This window comes from Tellurirhabdus bombi, assembly GCF_021484805.1.
GTDB classification, from domain to species: Bacteria; Bacteroidota; Bacteroidia; order Cytophagales; family Spirosomataceae; genus Tellurirhabdus; species Tellurirhabdus bombi.
Map to the genome: position 1 here is coordinate 3,903,019 of NZ_CP090557.1, position 14,114 is coordinate 3,917,132.

Here is a 14,114-nt window from a genome sequence, read left to right on the forward strand (position 1 = left end):
GCTGCGCTAGCTATGTTTTTACACAAATCAAATTTTCTGCTTCGGGTAGCTTATCCGCGTTTTCGCTGGCGTGTTCGCACCCAGGAGCCCGTCATTTACCTGACTTTCGATGATGGCCCTATCCCGGATGTTACCGAGTCAGTTCTGGAAACGCTTCATCAATATCGGGCCAAGGCTACCTTTTTCTGCATCGGTGATAATGTTCGGAAACATCCTTTCATTTATCAGAAAGTCGTGTCCAGTGGAAACGCGATCGGCAATCATACGTTTAATCACTTGAATGGCTGGAAAACAGAAGATGCGGTTTATCTGGAAAATTTTGCCCAGTGTCAGCAGCAACTCCATAATGCGACCAACCTGATGCGGCCACCTTATGGGCGTATTAAACGCAGCCAAGCGCGGGAGGTGCTAAAAACGCACGAAATCATTATGTGGGACGTCTTATCCGGTGATTTTTCGCCCAATCTGACGCCCGAAACCGTTCTAAAAAAGACCATTCAGTATACCGAACCCGGCTCCATTCTGCTTTTTCACGATAGTCTGAAAGCCCGCCGGAACATGGAATTTGCCCTACCTCGCGTGTTGGATCATTTCTCCCAAAAAGGCTATCGTTTTGAACTTTTACCGTTTACGGCCCCCGCCTGAACTTACGATGATTGACTCAATGACTTTAATCGACACCCACGCCCATATTTACGATCCGCAGTTTACCGACGATTTCGACGCTCTTTTGGTCAAGGCCGACGAAGCCGGAATCCGCCAGATTTGGATGCCTAACTGCGCCCGCGAAACGATTGACAGCATGATGGCTTTGGCCGAACGCTACCCCGACCGCTGTTTGCCGATGATGGGCTTACACCCCTGCTACGTAACCGAAACGGTTGAGGCCGAACTGGCGGCCGTTGAGAGCTGGCTGAGTCGCTACCCGTTCATGGCTGTTGGCGAGATTGGGCTGGATTTTTACTGGGACCTCACGCACGTTGATCGGCAGTTCGAAGCCTTTCGGACGCAGTTGCAATGGGCTTCTCACTACAAGCTCCCCATTTCCATTCATAGCCGTTCCGGTCACGACCGAAATGCCTTTACCGAAGCGGCTGACCTGATCGAAAAACTAGCCTTACCAGATTTGACTGGCATTTTCCACTGCTTTATTGGTACGCTGGATGAGGCGCAACGAGCTATCGATCTGGGCTTTAAACTGGGTATTGGTGGCGTTTCAACGTTTAAGAACGGCGGTCTGGACAAAGTGCTTCCTCACGTCGATTTGGCGCATTTGGTTCTGGAAACGGACGCGCCGTATCTGGCCCCGGTTCCCTATCGCGGGAAACGCAACGAACCCGCCTACATTAAACTTATCGCCCAGCGAGTTGCGGATTTAAAGCAAGTCACCTTGGCAGAAGTAGCCGACGCAACCACGGCCAACGCCTTTTCTTTTCTGAAAAATTTCCCTGTATCCAACCATTAATCCCGTGAGTTACCGTACTGTTCACATTAATCCTGTTTTGCCCAATACGCCTCGCTCCTCGGTGCTCGTGATCTACACTGGAGGCACTTTAGGTATGGTTTACGACCGAAATAATGATCAGCTTGTTCCATTTAATTTTGAGCAAGTCCTCGATCACGTTCCCGAAATTCGACGCCTGGATTTTGAACTGACCGTGATTATTCTGGATCACCTGATTGACTCCTCGAACATGCAGCCAGCCGTTTGGAGCCAGTTGGGACATATCATTCGGGATAATTACGATGAATACGACAGTTTTGTCATTCTCCACGGAACGGACACGATGGCTTATACGGCTTCGGCCCTGAGTTTTATGCTCGAAGGCTTGAACAAACCGGTCATTCTTACCGGTGCTCAATTGCCCATTGGCGTAGCTCGAACCGATGCCCGCGAAAACTTCATCACAGCCCTTGAGATTGCCGCTGCGCAGGAAAATGGTCAGCCGCTTGTGCCCGAAGTCTGCATTTATTTTAATTCGATGCTTTTGCGGGGTAATCGGGCCAAAAAGAAAGAAAGTGTGCACTTTAACGCCTTTCACTCTGAAAACTACCCGCATCTGGCAATGGCAGGCGTTCGGATTGAATACAATACACCTTTCATTACGCCTTACCAACCCGATGTCAAGCTGACTCTTCACCATCGGATGGAGGCGCGGGTAATGGTTTTGCCCTTATTTCCGGGCATTAGCCAGCCGGTTGTACAGGCTATTCTGGAATTGCCGACACTGCGAGGAATTGTCCTGGAATCCTTTGGAGCGGGCAACGCGCCTACAGATGCCTGGTTCCTGGATGGTCTAAAACGGGCCGTTGATCGAGGGATGATTATCTTCAATGTGTCGCAATGCGATGGGGGTCGCGTCACGCAGGGACGTTACCAAACCAGCAAGCATCTTGACCAAATCGGGGTGGTGAGCGGCGCTGACTGCACCGTTGAAGCAGCCATTACGAAACTCATGTTTGTGCTTGCCCAAGAATCGGACTCCGCGACCATTCGGAAACGACTGGCCGAGCCCATTTGTGGCGAAATGAGCCTGTAAATGACAAGCCGATTAAGCCAATGAGCGAAAGAGTGATTGAGAGAAAGAGCGAATGACTGGCCGACTTTCGGTCCGTTGACCCTGTGGATAATTTTGCCTGATTACTGAAGTAGTTGAGCAAAGTTAAGTCAGGTCATTTCCAAGCATAAAACATTGAAATTACGCACCTTATGCGCTCATTCATTCTTTCGCTCATTCAATTAATGGTTACAAATTCGAATACCAACTGAAAAGCCCAGCCAGCTATCCAGGCGACCATAATCGCCCATTAACTGGGAGTCGAAGATAGGGACCTCAACGGGGCGAATCGTTGGTTTTGGATAAATTCGTTCGCTATAATAGGCATTAGCCGTGGGACCAAACGTCAGGGCCAGATGCCGCGTTAATTTTTTCTCCAACGCAACGGCAAACCGAATTTGTGAATTACCTGCCTTCTCAAAGAGACCTCCGCCGGGCAGGTGGTAAATCCCTATCAGATCGGTATTGAGCATCCAACCACGACCGAAATCAAACGCCCGGCCAAAGCCATAGCCAGCACTCCAGCGCACTTCATTGGGCTGCATTCGATTAACACCCGCGGTAAAAATATTATAGAATCGCTGGTGCCCTGTTTTAAAAGCAATGTTGGCGGTATTTAGCTCATCGAACGACACTTCCAAACGTCGGTAACCCTCTTTTACGTAACTAAAAAAGCCAAGCGGGGCCTTTTCGGATGATTGAGAAATATTGATGAAGCCCAACTGCCGCCCCCGGCTAACCCGACCGGCGCGGTTGAAGAAACCCGCGATCTGCGTTCCGGTTAAATCATTTCCCACTACGTTGAAAAAGCCCGCTAGTTGCGTTCCCTTCATTTGCTCCGCAACGACATTCCCAAAACCAGCCAGTTGGAAACCTTCCATATCATGCCCCGCCACGTTGAGGAAACCAGCAGCCTGAAAATTACCACGCGCATCGCCATTTACCATGTTTGTGAAGCCCGCCACTTGCACACTGCTCGTTAGATCGCCCAGTACCAAGTTATAAAAACCCGCCGCCTGCACCCCGGTTACAGAACCTCCGATTGTGTTTCCGAAGCCAGCGGCCTGAACGCCCCGGAAACCTTGGCCATCTAAATTAACGAAGCCCGCCACCTGAACGCCATCTGACAGCCCACCTACCAGATTCGAAAAGCCCGCCACCTGCACGCCGCTGGCCCTACCCTGATCGATATTCAATACGCCCCCAATTTCGACCCCAGTCATTCCTAATGAATAGCCCGCAAGAATGTTGTACGATACCCGGTTAATAACCCGGGCACTCAAGGTATGATTGGTTCCGATGAAAGGCACGAAGGATACCTGAAGATCCCGGTACAGGGTATCACCGCCCATGTTCGCTTCGTGAATGGCCTGCCTTTTAGACAAAACCCAACTCATAAATTGCTCTTTACTGCGCTGCAATTCCTGTTTAGCCTGGTTCCAATCAATTTTGTTGGTGGATGAGCTAGCCGCAGGAATCGGATTTGTATCGGTCACCACCGCAACCACGGGTGGCGTACTCGGTATGTTTATCACCGGGCGGGTGGTATCCTGCCGCACGCGTACCGGCAACGTTTGTATCGAAGCGGTTTGCAAAGGCGATGCAACTAACCGAATATCAACTGACTGTGATTTTTTTGCCGCTAAGGTGACGGTCTCTCCGTAGTAATATTTCTTCCGTACTTCAAGCTGCACCGCCGGTACTTCGGCGGGTAGCTTCAAACGAAAATATCCGTATGGATTACTGACGGTGGAAGCCAGCGAAGTTTTCTCGTAGATACTGGCCTGCGGAATCCGGTTACCCGTCTGCCGATCAACGATGTAGCCATCCAAGATGAAACTTTTCGGTTCCGGGTCCGGGACGGCGGCCCGCCGCAAAATCACGTGATTTCCTCTGAATTTATACTCAATGCTTCCTTTGAAGAGGTGCGTCAAAACTGACCGCACGGGTAAGCCACCGCCCGGCGTCCGAAAGGTAACCAATGTGCCTTCATTAAAAATAACGGGACTATACGAAAAGAAAAATTTCCCCTCGCGGGCAATCGACTTCAAGGCAACATCAATTCGTTCATTCCGTATATCGACCGTGATGAGTCGATCCAGGGGCGGAATGTCGGCAAAAGTGGATTTGCTACCAAGTAATAAGGTGGCAAAAACAAGTATAAGGATACGGTGGGGATTCATGTAGCTTTGTTGGTTTGGGCAATGCGCAGGGGATGACTTAGTCCCTACGCTTTATTCCCGGCATTCTTCTCCGTACAGGTAATATTGTTGCCCTTCATGCCGCCATGCAAGCCTTAATGGTTCAGCCGTAATTGTCAGCACCGAATCAATTGACTGGTTGTGGTCAAAGCCAACCGTGAGGCGGCAATTAGCTAATTTTGCGTTACTTAGTCGAATATCCGTTCGGTATACTGTACTGAGCGTGCGGACAATATCTTCCAGCCGCTCGTTTTCAAACAGCAACTGACCGGTTTTATAGGCAAATAAATTAGGATCAAAACGAGGGGCTCTTTGGATGGTATCTTTGGCAACATCGTAACGGGCCTGTTCATTTTTGGTTAAAAAGATCTGCTGCTTTTTAACGGCAAACTGCACTTTTCCCGTCTTCACCGCGACTTCCACATCCTTGGTGTAAGCCCTTACACTAAACGACGTTCCCAACACCTGAATGGTTGCCTGCCCCGCTTTAATTCGGAAAGGCCGGGCGGCATCGGGTTTTACCTCGAAAAAGGCTTCACCCGTTAACACAACCTCCCGGCTGTCGGCGGCAAACCGCTCAGGATAATCGATGCGGCTGTCTTTATTGAGGAAAACCTTGGTCCCATCCGGCAGCAGGCGCTCAACCGTTTTGTTTTTACTCTTTACGGCTACCTGCGCCACCAAGTCCGGGGTTTGTTGCTGCCGGAGTTCCCGCCAGCCAAACCATCCAAGGCTCATCAGCAAAACCACCGCCGCTGCCACCCGCCAGTAGGCGGTCCAGGTCGAACGGGGCCGCGTTGGTAGCGGCCGAATTTGGGCTTCAATCGTGGGTTCTTCCTTTCTTTCAGGCTGCAAGTCAAGCTTTATCCCGACTGGTTTCTCTGTTTCAGCCGGCGCTTTCATACGCCCTTTCATTTTTGCCCAGGCAGCATCTGTATCTACGGGCGCTGGCGTATCCGATGCCTTGTGTTTTAATTGTCCGGCCGTCTCCCAAATTCGCTCGAAGCGGCTAAACTCCTGCTGTTCATTGCTTTCGGTAAGCCAATGACGAACCCGCTCCGACTCATTCGCGTCGGATTCACCCGCCAGGAATTTACCCAGCAGGCTGTCATCTATTCGGTTTTCGGGTTCTTCGGCCATACTACACGGTAGGAACTTGACGAGCTGGCAATTGGCTCTTTTGGTTCACTAGTTCTTAAATCAAATTCTTAACAATAAATCAAAAGAAATCAGCTAAGCTATTCAAACCCAATTCAAGGATCAATAAGGGTAAATAATCGGCTAGTTCCGTTCGCAAAATACGCAACGCTTTTCCAATTTGATTTTCTACCGTTTTGATAGAAAGTCCAAGACGATCAGCAATTTCCTGGTATTTTAATTCTTCAAAACGACTCATTTCAAAAATAAGCCGACATTGCGTAGGCAGTTGCTGGATGGCTTCCTGGAGGCGCACCGACAACTCATCCGCAATTAGCGTCTGGGTGGGCGTTTCTGCCGATTGAATGCCATCATAAGCTGCCTGCTGCTGGTATTCGGCCTGCACGGCTACGTGCCGCAACCGGTTCAGGCAACGGTTATGCACCGCCCGGTAGAGATAGGATTTGAGCGAAACCTGAATGTCTAGATTTTCCCGCTTTTCCCAGATAGTTAGAAAAACTGCCTGTACCGTTTCCTCCGCATCATCCCAGTCTTTCAGAAATGTATTCGCGTACTGACAGAGCACCGAGTAATACTGCCGAAATACTTTTTCGAACAGCGACTCGTCACCTTGTCGTATGGCTGCTACAATGTCCTGGTCTGCAATTTGCACGAGCTTGCTTTGAATTTTTCTCTCGCAAAGCTACAATTCTTTTGATTTGAACACACTGCCATTTACTATACGACACGGAAAAGTGACTTTCCCCCTATCCGTGGCTACCTTTTTTCTGTTATAGTCAAGTCGCTGCTCTTGTTACAGGTAACAGTACGGATTCGCTGGTTATCAAACGGCTAGTATTTTGCAAGGCCAAGCGACTATTGGTATTCAGGTTTTTCTTAATCATGATTTGAATTAAGCCGCATTTCATTACTCTTTTTCTATTATGCATTTAAGCATGATAGTACATACATCAATGTATTTTATTGGCATTTAAGTGATCGTTCAAGAGGCATTTAATTAATGTGAATACACCATTTTTTTCATTTACTAATTCACATTGATTTATAAAAACTTGACTGCTTTAGGGCATTATAAAAGTTTTTATTGACTTACTTAATTTTATTTCAATAGTTTTGTAATCGTTCAGCATGTATGAACGCTTTGAAGACCAACACCTATTTAAATCTTACAAGAACATTTAATCAATGAAAGAGAAAAAAATTCGTTTCTTCTCTCCGCAGGACAACGAAGAAACAAAACCGAAACCTGCCAAAGAGCAAAAGGAAGCCGCTCCAACCGCTTCGATTTCGCTAACTGGCCGACTGATTTTTCCGATTAAAACAATTGAAAAATTAGATGTAAATCCTGAAACAACTCGTTTCCGAGTTGGCGTTGAAGAAGGAAAAAGAAAAGTTAAATCACTGTACCTGGTTCCGGCTACAGATGATAGCGCGGATGTTTTTGAACTGGTCAAAATTGGCCGTAGTTATACCATTCCCCTGCAGGGAATCCTCAAGAATTTAAACCTTGATTATACAACAACACTGTTTATTTTCTCGGTTAAATCATTCGATTACGAAGATTCAGCTCGCGCATTTGAGCTGGCACTAACCGAGCAGCAGGAACGTGTCAAGAAAGAAGGCGAGCCTAAAAAACGCGGCCGTAAGCCTGCTTCCGCCAAGATTGAAGAATAAGCAGGACACACTTGTTTATTTTATAAAACCACTCGTGAGGGTGGTTTTATAGTTTTCAGTATCCCTTGATTTTGAATAAAATAGCTTTCAATTCGGCAGGAAAATACTTTGTAAAAACAGTTATGGAAGCTAATTGAAAACCATTAATTAAGACTTGGCAGGCCGCCAAACATAAACCAGTAATCATAAATCCGCTTTACGAGTACCTTCATTTCCTGATAGGAAAAAGGCTTGGTAATAAACGCATTCAGTCCGCCATCGATGGCCCGCTGCACTTCCTGCGGTTTTTCGGAACAGGTAAGCAGCAGGATGGGCATGCTTTTGAATCCCGAGCGCTCTCGAATTGATTGTGCTACTTCAATTCCATTCCAGCCAGGCAAAACCAAATCCATTAAAATAATGTGGGGGCGATTGGCCACCTCCATTTGAATCAATGACAGAATAATATCAACGCCTGACGTATAGCGGATAATTTCTACCGGAGGTTGATACATATACATAGCCCGTTCAAACAAATCCAAGAAATGAGGATCGTCGTCGACCATGGCAATCCGGAGTTTATCGCTCATTGGGGATGCGGGCAGTTGAAGCCCGCTCAAAGATTGGTAAAGCAGCTATTTTGGTAACAAATATACAGGTAACTTCTTCTCTTGTTCACCAATCAGTAAGCAACTTTTTCCCTGATGTTGCTTTTTCGTATACTTTTTGGCTCAATTAAATGATAACGGTAGCAACTTGACTCCCCTATTCAAGAAGCCAGCTATTCGCTGCAAACTTTTCCGGTCAAGCAGCTAAGGTAGGCAAAGCCAACTTCTTAAGCCGCCAGTGGCATTATCGAGAGGTCGGTGCAACAGATCCAATACCTGGGCAGAGAACTGGTTGCCAGCGAAGAGCCGACAAACAAAAAGTGCTGCCGACTCATTAAAAAGCCACTAGAGCGGTTCTATAATGGCTTTTTGCTGAAGTTATTCTTTTAGGGGCTCTTCCTGATAATCCTCGGCTTTGGGTAAATCTGCAACCTGATTCAAGTACATTTCTGGCAGACCGGTCAGTTTGCGGTGTTGCAAATCCAGCCAGGCACCGTCTACGTTAATGATGGCCGCTTTAATGCTATCGGTCCGGTACAATTCGTGCCGAAAAGACCAACGGGAGTAATCGGGGCGCGCTTTTGTCACCAGGGTAACAATTTTAATTACCTCGTTCAGGCGAACCTCCCGCAGATAAATCAATTCTTCCCGGAAAAGGATAGGGCCAATTTTCAGACCGGCCACGACACCCAGACTCAGACCAGCCGCTTCCAGAAACTCAACCCGGGCCTGGGCCGCTAAATCGGCGTAGGCGGAATGCCGTAGGTGCATGTTACCGTCGATTTGCGCCCAAAGTACTTTACTTTCAAAAATATTGTTGATCATTGCTTTTCTAAAAAAGCAAAGGTATCACATCCCTTACTAATTAAAATTCTCTTCTATTATCTGGTCAATCAAAAAAATCAGCTTTAAAATAGTTGAGTTAGCCTCTTCAACAACAGACCAGCGCGCCACCGTTGTGTAAAGATAATCAGCGCGTTCGGGCTTTAATGCTATGCCCAAAGGGTGCTTGCTATAACCGTTGTAACCCATTTTGTTGACCTGCCCATTACAACCCTACTTTATTTTAGCGGGTCTTCTAACGGGTAGCTACCACACTTCTGATTAAAAAGTAAACCTAACTAAAAATGATTAAGCAACTAAAATGGTTTGTTCCTGCCTTGTTCGTGGCAGCCTTATCTTCCTGTGAAACAAGTGATTCTGTTGTCGAACCTGGCCCCGGCGATACCCTGATTAATTCGGACTTTAAAACCAGCCTGGAAGACTGGAAAGTAGGTTATGCTGATTTCTCGGCTGTCCATCAGGATACGGTTGCCGATTTCAAACATGAGCTCAAAGCGCTACCAGCTCCTTTAGATACCACCAAAAAATCGTTGATGGTATCTGGTTATAACCGCAGCGATGATTTATTCATGTATTTAAAAAAGCGGGTCACCGGCCTGCGCCCCAATACGGACTACAAACTGGCGTTTGAGGTTGAGTTTGCGTCAAACTACCCGACCAATAGTTTTGGCGTTGGCGGATCGCCGGGCAGCTCCGTGTATGTCAAAGTAGGAGCATCTGGTACTGAGCCTAAAAAAGTGCGGGAAAATGACGATCATTACCGAATGAACATCGACAAAGGCAACCAGGCCTCCGACGGCAAAGACATGATTACCATCGGAAATGTAGGTGCGGGCGATGATGTGGAAGTCTATACGCTCGTTAAGCGCAACAACCTAGAAAAACCCTTCACGGCAAAAACTAACGCAAATGGGGAGCTTTGGGTGATTGTTGGGACGGACTCCGGCTTCGAGGCACAATCCGTCTTCTATTACAATAAGATTACCGTAAAACTTCTGTAGCAGAGCCACTACGTCGCACAACACTTACGAGATAAAGCAAACAACGCTTTTTCCTCTTTTTTGCGCGCCAAAAGCAGCCGAAACATGGAAATAAGCGTAAAGCAGTGTATATTCGATGCGCACCGCATCACGTGCGAACTTAAATAATTGCATCTTGAAAGCCCGGTTGCGTTGCGTCCGGGCTTTTTTAGCTCTTCTACTTAACAGAAAGCCAATTCGGTCCGCCATTGGTTTTGCTGCGAAATGAGCAAAAAACGACGCAGTGCCGGATCATTTTCCTGTAGCTGCCGGTAAGGATTTTCCGGATGCCATAACATCTTGTTTGTCAGAGGGTCGTAGACACAAACCGGGTGGTAAAATTCAGTATGCGCAGTTAAAAAGGAAAGTGTCTTGAATCCTTCTATTTCATCCAGACAGGGAACCATATCATAATGTCCCCAGCGTAAATAGGTAGCAATCATTTTCATCCGTGAGTAAGGTTAAAATCATAACAGAAAATAAAACAGGCAGATTATGGGTCATTAAGCACCCTGACAGAAAACGGTTTATAAAGATTGAGTAGTAAAACGCAATTTTTGTAATTGATAAAGAGTAAGCGAGGCCTACTTACAAAATACCAAATAGCGGCTCAATGCACTTATTTTCGTAAAACGGAAGATAATCAAGAAGTACTAAGTGTTTTAGGCTCGATGCCTTATTACATAAGCAAATATACTTAAAACAGATATACTCAAGTTAAGTACTCATTAAAAGTGTGCCTTTTAGCAAAATAATAGGGAACAACTCTGCTGGCACTCGAAACCCGCTTGCTATAATCCCTCATTTTAGGGGAGCATTCACTCCCTGACAACACCGTTCTTCGCAATCCACTTACCAGAGCTTATTGGATCAGAGTGATTAAACGACGAATCGCCAAAGTCAACCAGGAAAACAACCGGGCGAGTGGGTAGACAATTAAAAATAACCTAAATTAAACGGCTCAAAACGTAAGCGAGCTTTAACCACAAACATGAAAATCAAAAAAACAGCGGTCCCTTTCTTCTTTCTTTACCTCATTTCCTGGACTTTATTTGCCACCGATGGCATAAAGCAAACTGATTCGTATCAATTTTTTATCGATTTAACGAACGTTCAAAAGGATAAAATCCGGGTTGAGTTGATCACACCCGAAGTGAAAAACAACGACATTACGTACAACATTCCGAAAATTGTTCCTGGCACCTATTCTGAAGATGATTATGGCCGCTTTATTGAAAACCTGGTAGCTCTCGATCGGGATGGCCAATCGCTCCCAGTGGTTCAGGTGAACGTAAATAGCTGGAAAATAGCGAAAGCCAATAAATTGTATAAGATAACGTACCTGGTTAATGACACGTTTGACGCCGTTGATAAACGCAATAAAGCCGTGTTCGAGCCGGCAGGCGTGAACATTGAACAGGACACGAACTTCGTGCTGAATAACCACGGCTTAATGGGTTATTTCCCGAATATGGAAAAGCGGAAATACGAAGTAACCATTACGCACCCGACTGCCTTTTACGGGAGTACACCCCTGATCGATCAGGATGACAGCCAGAGCACGGATCGATTTGTTACCGAATCGTACAACCATCTGGTGGACAGTCCGATTATGTATTGTGTGCCCGATACTGCCGTAGTGCGGGTAGGTAATACCGACGTTTTGATCTCGGTGTATTCGCCCACTAAAAAAGTGTCTGCACATTTTTTAGCCCAGCACGTGGGCCCTCTTTTGCAGGCGCAGGGTCAGTATTTAGGCGGTAATCTGCCGGTTAATAAATACGCTTTTCTGGTGTATTTATCCGACAAACCCAGCCTGTCCGGTAGCGAAGGTGCTTTGGAGCATTCTTACTCTTCGGTGTATTATTTTCAGGAATACGAACCGGAAGCATTCGGCGCTTACTTCCGCGATATTGCCGCCCACGAGTTTTTTCATATCCTGACGCCGCTTAGCATTCACTCCGAACAAATTCATAATTTTGATTTTAATCGCCCTCAAATGTCGCAGCACTTGTGGCTTTACGAAGGCACCACCGAATACCACGCGCATCTGGTGCAAACGCGGTATGACCTCACCACGCCGGAGCAACTTCTAAACGTACTTAGCACGAAGATTACCAGCTCCCGGCAACAGTATAATGATCGGCTGTCCTTCACCCAGATGAGTGCTAATGTCCTGAAAAAATACGCTCCGCAATACGGCAACGTCTACCAGAAGGGCGCGCTGATCGGTTTGTGCCTGGATATTAAACTGCGCCAGCTATCGGGCGGAAAAGCGGGTCTGATTGATCTGGTTCAGGATTTATCGAAGCAGTTTGGGGTTCAAAAACCATTTACGGACGACCAACTGTTTGACGAAATCGGGAAAATCGCCCCGACCGAAATCAAAGCGTTTCTAAATGAACATGTAGCGGGCTCCCAGCCTTTGCCGCTCCACGAGGTTTTCAATCTGGTTGGCGTGAAGCTGGAGGAGGAAAAAGCGGTCAATGTATTTACGATGGGCAATGTGCTGCTTCAGGAAATCGATAATGAGCGCCTGGAAGTGGCTAGTACCAACCAGATGAACACCGTTGGCCAACAATTAGGCTATCAAAAAGGCGATGTCATTTTATCCATCAATGGGGCTTCAGTTACCAGTTCTACTTACGGCGATTTCCGGAAAGAGTGGATGCAGACTGTCAAAGAAGGCGATGAGCTGGCCATTGTAGTTTCCCGTAAAAATGGGCAGGGAGTTGTTCAGCCTGTAACCCTAAAAACACGGGTAATGCCATCGGTAGCTAAAAAGTACAACCAGTTAAGCTTTATCGAAAACCCGAGTCCGGAGCAGTTAGCCACTCGGAAAGCCTGGCTTCGGAAATCGTAAGCCATCCGTTCTTTTACCTTTCCAGGCCCCATCGATCGATGGGGCTATTTTGTTGCGTGTCTGTTAGCGTATTCGTTTAGCGGGCCATACCATAAACAAATACAGTGGGGTATCAATCAAATTTTGAGCGATTTGGTTTAGTACCCATATCCCTAAAATTATCAGACGCATGGCACGATATGGAGTATTTATGCAGGACTTGCTGGAAGGTTGGTATCAGGTTGAGGATGCCAAAGGAACTGAAGGAGCAGGCTTAATTGAAAAAGCGGTTGAAGGCATTGAATCCGACAAGACGTTTACGCAAGCGGAAGCCGAAGCAATACGCCAAGGCCTTCAAACGAAATTTCCTGATTTTAACTTTAAAGTGGAGCGAATTGACGACTAATGTTGAAACCTTTTGCAAACTAAAAGCCCTTAAAATAAAAATAACCCACTCGTAATGAGTCGGTTATCGAAAATATTGCAGAGAGGAAGAGATTCGAACTCTCGATACGCTTTAGACGTATACACACTTTCCAGGCGTGCTCCTTCAACCACTCGGACACCTCTCTGTGCTGAACGCTGAATGAAGTGCAAAAGTAGGAAAAGAAACGCAGTTTGCAAGCTTTTCAGGCGGAATAAACCAGCTGTGCCCGTGTCGCAAGCGAAAAAGGATAGGCTTCCAAACGACGAAAATTGTTCCCTTCCCTTAAAAGCCTATCCTTACTCTTAACTGTTTAACTCGGCATCAACCGTAATGTTGGTATTAAACAGCTTCGAAATAGGACAGTTTTTCTCGGCATCAGCCACTAATTCGTCAAACTGATCTTTGGAAATTCCCGGTACACTGGCTTTAACCGTCAAATGAGAGCCAGAAATGCTTCCGCTGTCTGTATCCAGCGTCACAACGCCTTTTGTCTCAATGGAATCTGCGGTGAAGCCCGCTCCCTGTAAGTTGAAAGCCAGCTTCATGGAAAAGCAACCGGCATGCGCGGCAGCAACCAATTCTTCTGGGTTTGTTCCAACGCCCTCGGCAAAACGTGTATTGAATGAATACTGCGACTCATTCAGAACGGTACTTGCCGTGGTCAGTGTTCCTTTTCCGTCTTTACCTGAACCTTCCCAGCGGGCGGTTGCATTGCGTTTAATGGCCATGATGTAAATGGTTAGATAGTGATTTCTTTACCGTAAACAGGCAAAGGAGCTTTCCTGTTTCTGCGTAGCAAGTAAAG

The 14,114-nt window shown here is 46.8% G+C and carries 16 protein-coding genes and 1 tRNA gene; 7 read left to right on the forward strand and 10 right to left on the reverse strand.

All coding sequences use genetic code 11. The annotated features are described in order from the left end of the window. The first annotated feature begins 12 nt into the window (after window positions 1–12). The 3 genes from L0Y31_RS16525 to L0Y31_RS16535 are packed head-to-tail and all read left to right on the forward strand — an operon-like array spanning window position 13 to window position 2,540. Entirely contained in the window at window positions 13–645 is a 633-nt protein-coding gene (locus L0Y31_RS16525; RefSeq protein WP_234734187.1) for a polysaccharide deacetylase family protein, read from the forward strand. 19 nt (window positions 646–664) lie between these two features. Then, window positions 665–1,465: a TatD family hydrolase gene (locus L0Y31_RS16530; protein WP_234734188.1), complete on the forward strand. Its 801-nt coding sequence runs from the start codon at window positions 665–667 to the stop codon at window positions 1,463–1,465. A 4-nt stretch (window positions 1,466–1,469) separates the two neighbouring features. Then, entirely contained in the window at window positions 1,470–2,540 is a 1,071-nt protein-coding gene (locus L0Y31_RS16535; protein ID WP_234734189.1) for an asparaginase, read from the forward strand. A gap of 200 nt (window positions 2,541–2,740) precedes the next feature. Here the strand turns inward: L0Y31_RS16535 and L0Y31_RS16540 are convergent, their stop codons facing one another. The 3 genes from L0Y31_RS16540 to L0Y31_RS16550 form a co-directional block, all read right to left on the reverse strand. After that, a complete protein-coding gene (locus tag L0Y31_RS16540; protein WP_234734190.1) occupies window positions 2,741–4,741 on the reverse strand; it encodes a carboxypeptidase-like regulatory domain-containing protein in 2,001 nt (666 codons plus the stop codon). A 51-nt stretch (window positions 4,742–4,792) separates the two neighbouring features. Continuing rightward, complete coding sequence (locus L0Y31_RS16545) at window positions 4,793–5,899, reverse strand: FecR family protein (protein ID WP_234734191.1); 1,107 nt, start codon at window positions 5,897–5,899, stop codon at window positions 4,793–4,795. A gap of 79 nt (window positions 5,900–5,978) precedes the next feature. Next, window positions 5,979–6,569: an RNA polymerase sigma-70 factor gene (locus L0Y31_RS16550; protein WP_234734192.1), complete on the reverse strand. Its 591-nt coding sequence runs from the start codon at window positions 6,567–6,569 to the stop codon at window positions 5,979–5,981. A 533-nt stretch (window positions 6,570–7,102) separates the two neighbouring features. On the opposite strand from L0Y31_RS16550, the gene L0Y31_RS16555 reads away from it, so the two are divergent. Beyond that, on the forward strand, window positions 7,103–7,591 hold the full coding sequence (locus tag L0Y31_RS16555) for a hypothetical protein (RefSeq protein WP_234734193.1): 489 nt from the start codon (window positions 7,103–7,105) through the stop codon (window positions 7,589–7,591). A 143-nt stretch (window positions 7,592–7,734) separates the two neighbouring features. Here L0Y31_RS16555 and L0Y31_RS16560 read toward each other — a convergent pair whose 3' ends face one another. The 3 genes from L0Y31_RS16560 to L0Y31_RS16570 all read right to left on the reverse strand — a co-directional run bounded on the left by L0Y31_RS16560 (window position 7,735) and on the right by L0Y31_RS16570 (window position 9,210). Then, a complete protein-coding gene (locus L0Y31_RS16560) occupies window positions 7,735–8,160 on the reverse strand; it encodes a response regulator (protein WP_234734194.1) in 426 nt (141 codons plus the stop codon). A gap of 396 nt (window positions 8,161–8,556) precedes the next feature. Next, on the reverse strand, window positions 8,557–9,003 hold the full coding sequence (locus tag L0Y31_RS16565) for an acyl-CoA thioesterase (protein ID WP_234734195.1): 447 nt from the start codon (window positions 9,001–9,003) through the stop codon (window positions 8,557–8,559). 36 nt (window positions 9,004–9,039) lie between these two features. Continuing rightward, window positions 9,040–9,210, reverse strand: coding sequence for a hypothetical protein (locus L0Y31_RS16570; protein ID WP_234734196.1), 171 nt, complete (start codon window positions 9,208–9,210; stop codon window positions 9,040–9,042). A gap of 95 nt (window positions 9,211–9,305) precedes the next feature. On the opposite strand from L0Y31_RS16570, the gene L0Y31_RS16575 reads away from it, so the two are divergent. Continuing rightward, the gene (locus tag L0Y31_RS16575; protein WP_234734197.1) at window positions 9,306–10,022 is read left to right on the forward strand and encodes a hypothetical protein; all 717 of its coding nucleotides are present in this window, start codon (window positions 9,306–9,308) and stop codon (window positions 10,020–10,022) included. A 24-nt stretch (window positions 10,023–10,046) separates the two neighbouring features. Here the strand turns inward: L0Y31_RS16575 and L0Y31_RS16580 are convergent, their stop codons facing one another. Next, complete coding sequence (locus tag L0Y31_RS16580) at window positions 10,047–10,250, reverse strand: hypothetical protein (RefSeq protein WP_234734198.1); 204 nt, start codon at window positions 10,248–10,250, stop codon at window positions 10,047–10,049. Further along, window positions 10,223–10,489 (reverse strand): hypothetical protein, encoded by a 267-nt coding sequence (locus L0Y31_RS16585; RefSeq protein ID WP_234734199.1) that lies wholly within the window; start codon window positions 10,487–10,489, stop codon window positions 10,223–10,225. Before L0Y31_RS16585 ends, L0Y31_RS16580 begins: the two co-directional genes overlap by 28 nt. 542 nt (window positions 10,490–11,031) lie before the next feature. Between L0Y31_RS16585 and L0Y31_RS16590 the strand changes: the two genes are divergently transcribed. Together L0Y31_RS16590 and L0Y31_RS16595 are read left to right on the forward strand one after the other, a co-directional pair. After that, window positions 11,032–12,903: a M61 family metallopeptidase gene (locus L0Y31_RS16590; RefSeq protein ID WP_234734200.1), complete on the forward strand. Its 1,872-nt coding sequence runs from the start codon at window positions 11,032–11,034 to the stop codon at window positions 12,901–12,903. A 169-nt stretch (window positions 12,904–13,072) separates the two neighbouring features. Further along, a complete protein-coding gene (locus tag L0Y31_RS16595) occupies window positions 13,073–13,288 on the forward strand; it encodes a hypothetical protein (RefSeq protein ID WP_234734201.1) in 216 nt (71 codons plus the stop codon). A 78-nt stretch (window positions 13,289–13,366) separates the two neighbouring features. Here L0Y31_RS16595 and L0Y31_RS16600 read toward each other — a convergent pair. Further along, window positions 13,367–13,454: transfer RNA gene (locus tag L0Y31_RS16600), tRNA-Ser, on the reverse strand. A 157-nt stretch (window positions 13,455–13,611) separates the two neighbouring features. Continuing rightward, window positions 13,612–14,037: an OsmC family protein gene (locus L0Y31_RS16605; protein WP_234734202.1), complete on the reverse strand. Its 426-nt coding sequence runs from the start codon at window positions 14,035–14,037 to the stop codon at window positions 13,612–13,614. Window positions 14,038–14,114 lie beyond the last annotated feature (77 nt).

Coding starts and splice junctions, on each gene's coding strand:
- L0Y31_RS16580 (WP_234734198.1), bottom strand. CDS start 10,250: ATGGCGGACCGAATTGGCTTTCTGTTAAGTAGAAGAGCTAAAAAAGCC.
- L0Y31_RS16540 (WP_234734190.1), bottom strand. CDS start 4,741: ATGAATCCCCACCGTATCCTTATACTTGTTTTTGCCACCTTATTACTT.
- L0Y31_RS16590 (WP_234734200.1), top strand. CDS start 11,032: ATGAAAATCAAAAAAACAGCGGTCCCTTTCTTCTTTCTTTACCTCATT.
- L0Y31_RS16545 (WP_234734191.1), bottom strand. CDS start 5,899: ATGGCCGAAGAACCCGAAAACCGAATAGATGACAGCCTGCTGGGTAAA.
- L0Y31_RS16555 (WP_234734193.1), top strand. CDS start 7,103: ATGAAAGAGAAAAAAATTCGTTTCTTCTCTCCGCAGGACAACGAAGAA.
- L0Y31_RS16585 (WP_234734199.1), bottom strand. CDS start 10,489: ATGAAAATGATTGCTACCTATTTACGCTGGGGACATTATGATATGGTT.
- L0Y31_RS16530 (WP_234734188.1), top strand. CDS start 665: ATGACTTTAATCGACACCCACGCCCATATTTACGATCCGCAGTTTACC.
- L0Y31_RS16560 (WP_234734194.1), bottom strand. CDS start 8,160: ATGAGCGATAAACTCCGGATTGCCATGGTCGACGACGATCCTCATTTC.
- L0Y31_RS16605 (WP_234734202.1), bottom strand. CDS start 14,037: ATGGCCATTAAACGCAATGCAACCGCCCGCTGGGAAGGTTCAGGTAAA.
- L0Y31_RS16570 (WP_234734196.1), bottom strand. CDS start 9,210: ATGGGTTACAACGGTTATAGCAAGCACCCTTTGGGCATAGCATTAAAG.
- L0Y31_RS16595 (WP_234734201.1), top strand. CDS start 13,073: ATGGCACGATATGGAGTATTTATGCAGGACTTGCTGGAAGGTTGGTAT.
- L0Y31_RS16525 (WP_234734187.1), top strand. CDS start 13: ATGTTTTTACACAAATCAAATTTTCTGCTTCGGGTAGCTTATCCGCGT.
- L0Y31_RS16565 (WP_234734195.1), bottom strand. CDS start 9,003: ATGATCAACAATATTTTTGAAAGTAAAGTACTTTGGGCGCAAATCGAC.
- L0Y31_RS16575 (WP_234734197.1), top strand. CDS start 9,306: ATGATTAAGCAACTAAAATGGTTTGTTCCTGCCTTGTTCGTGGCAGCC.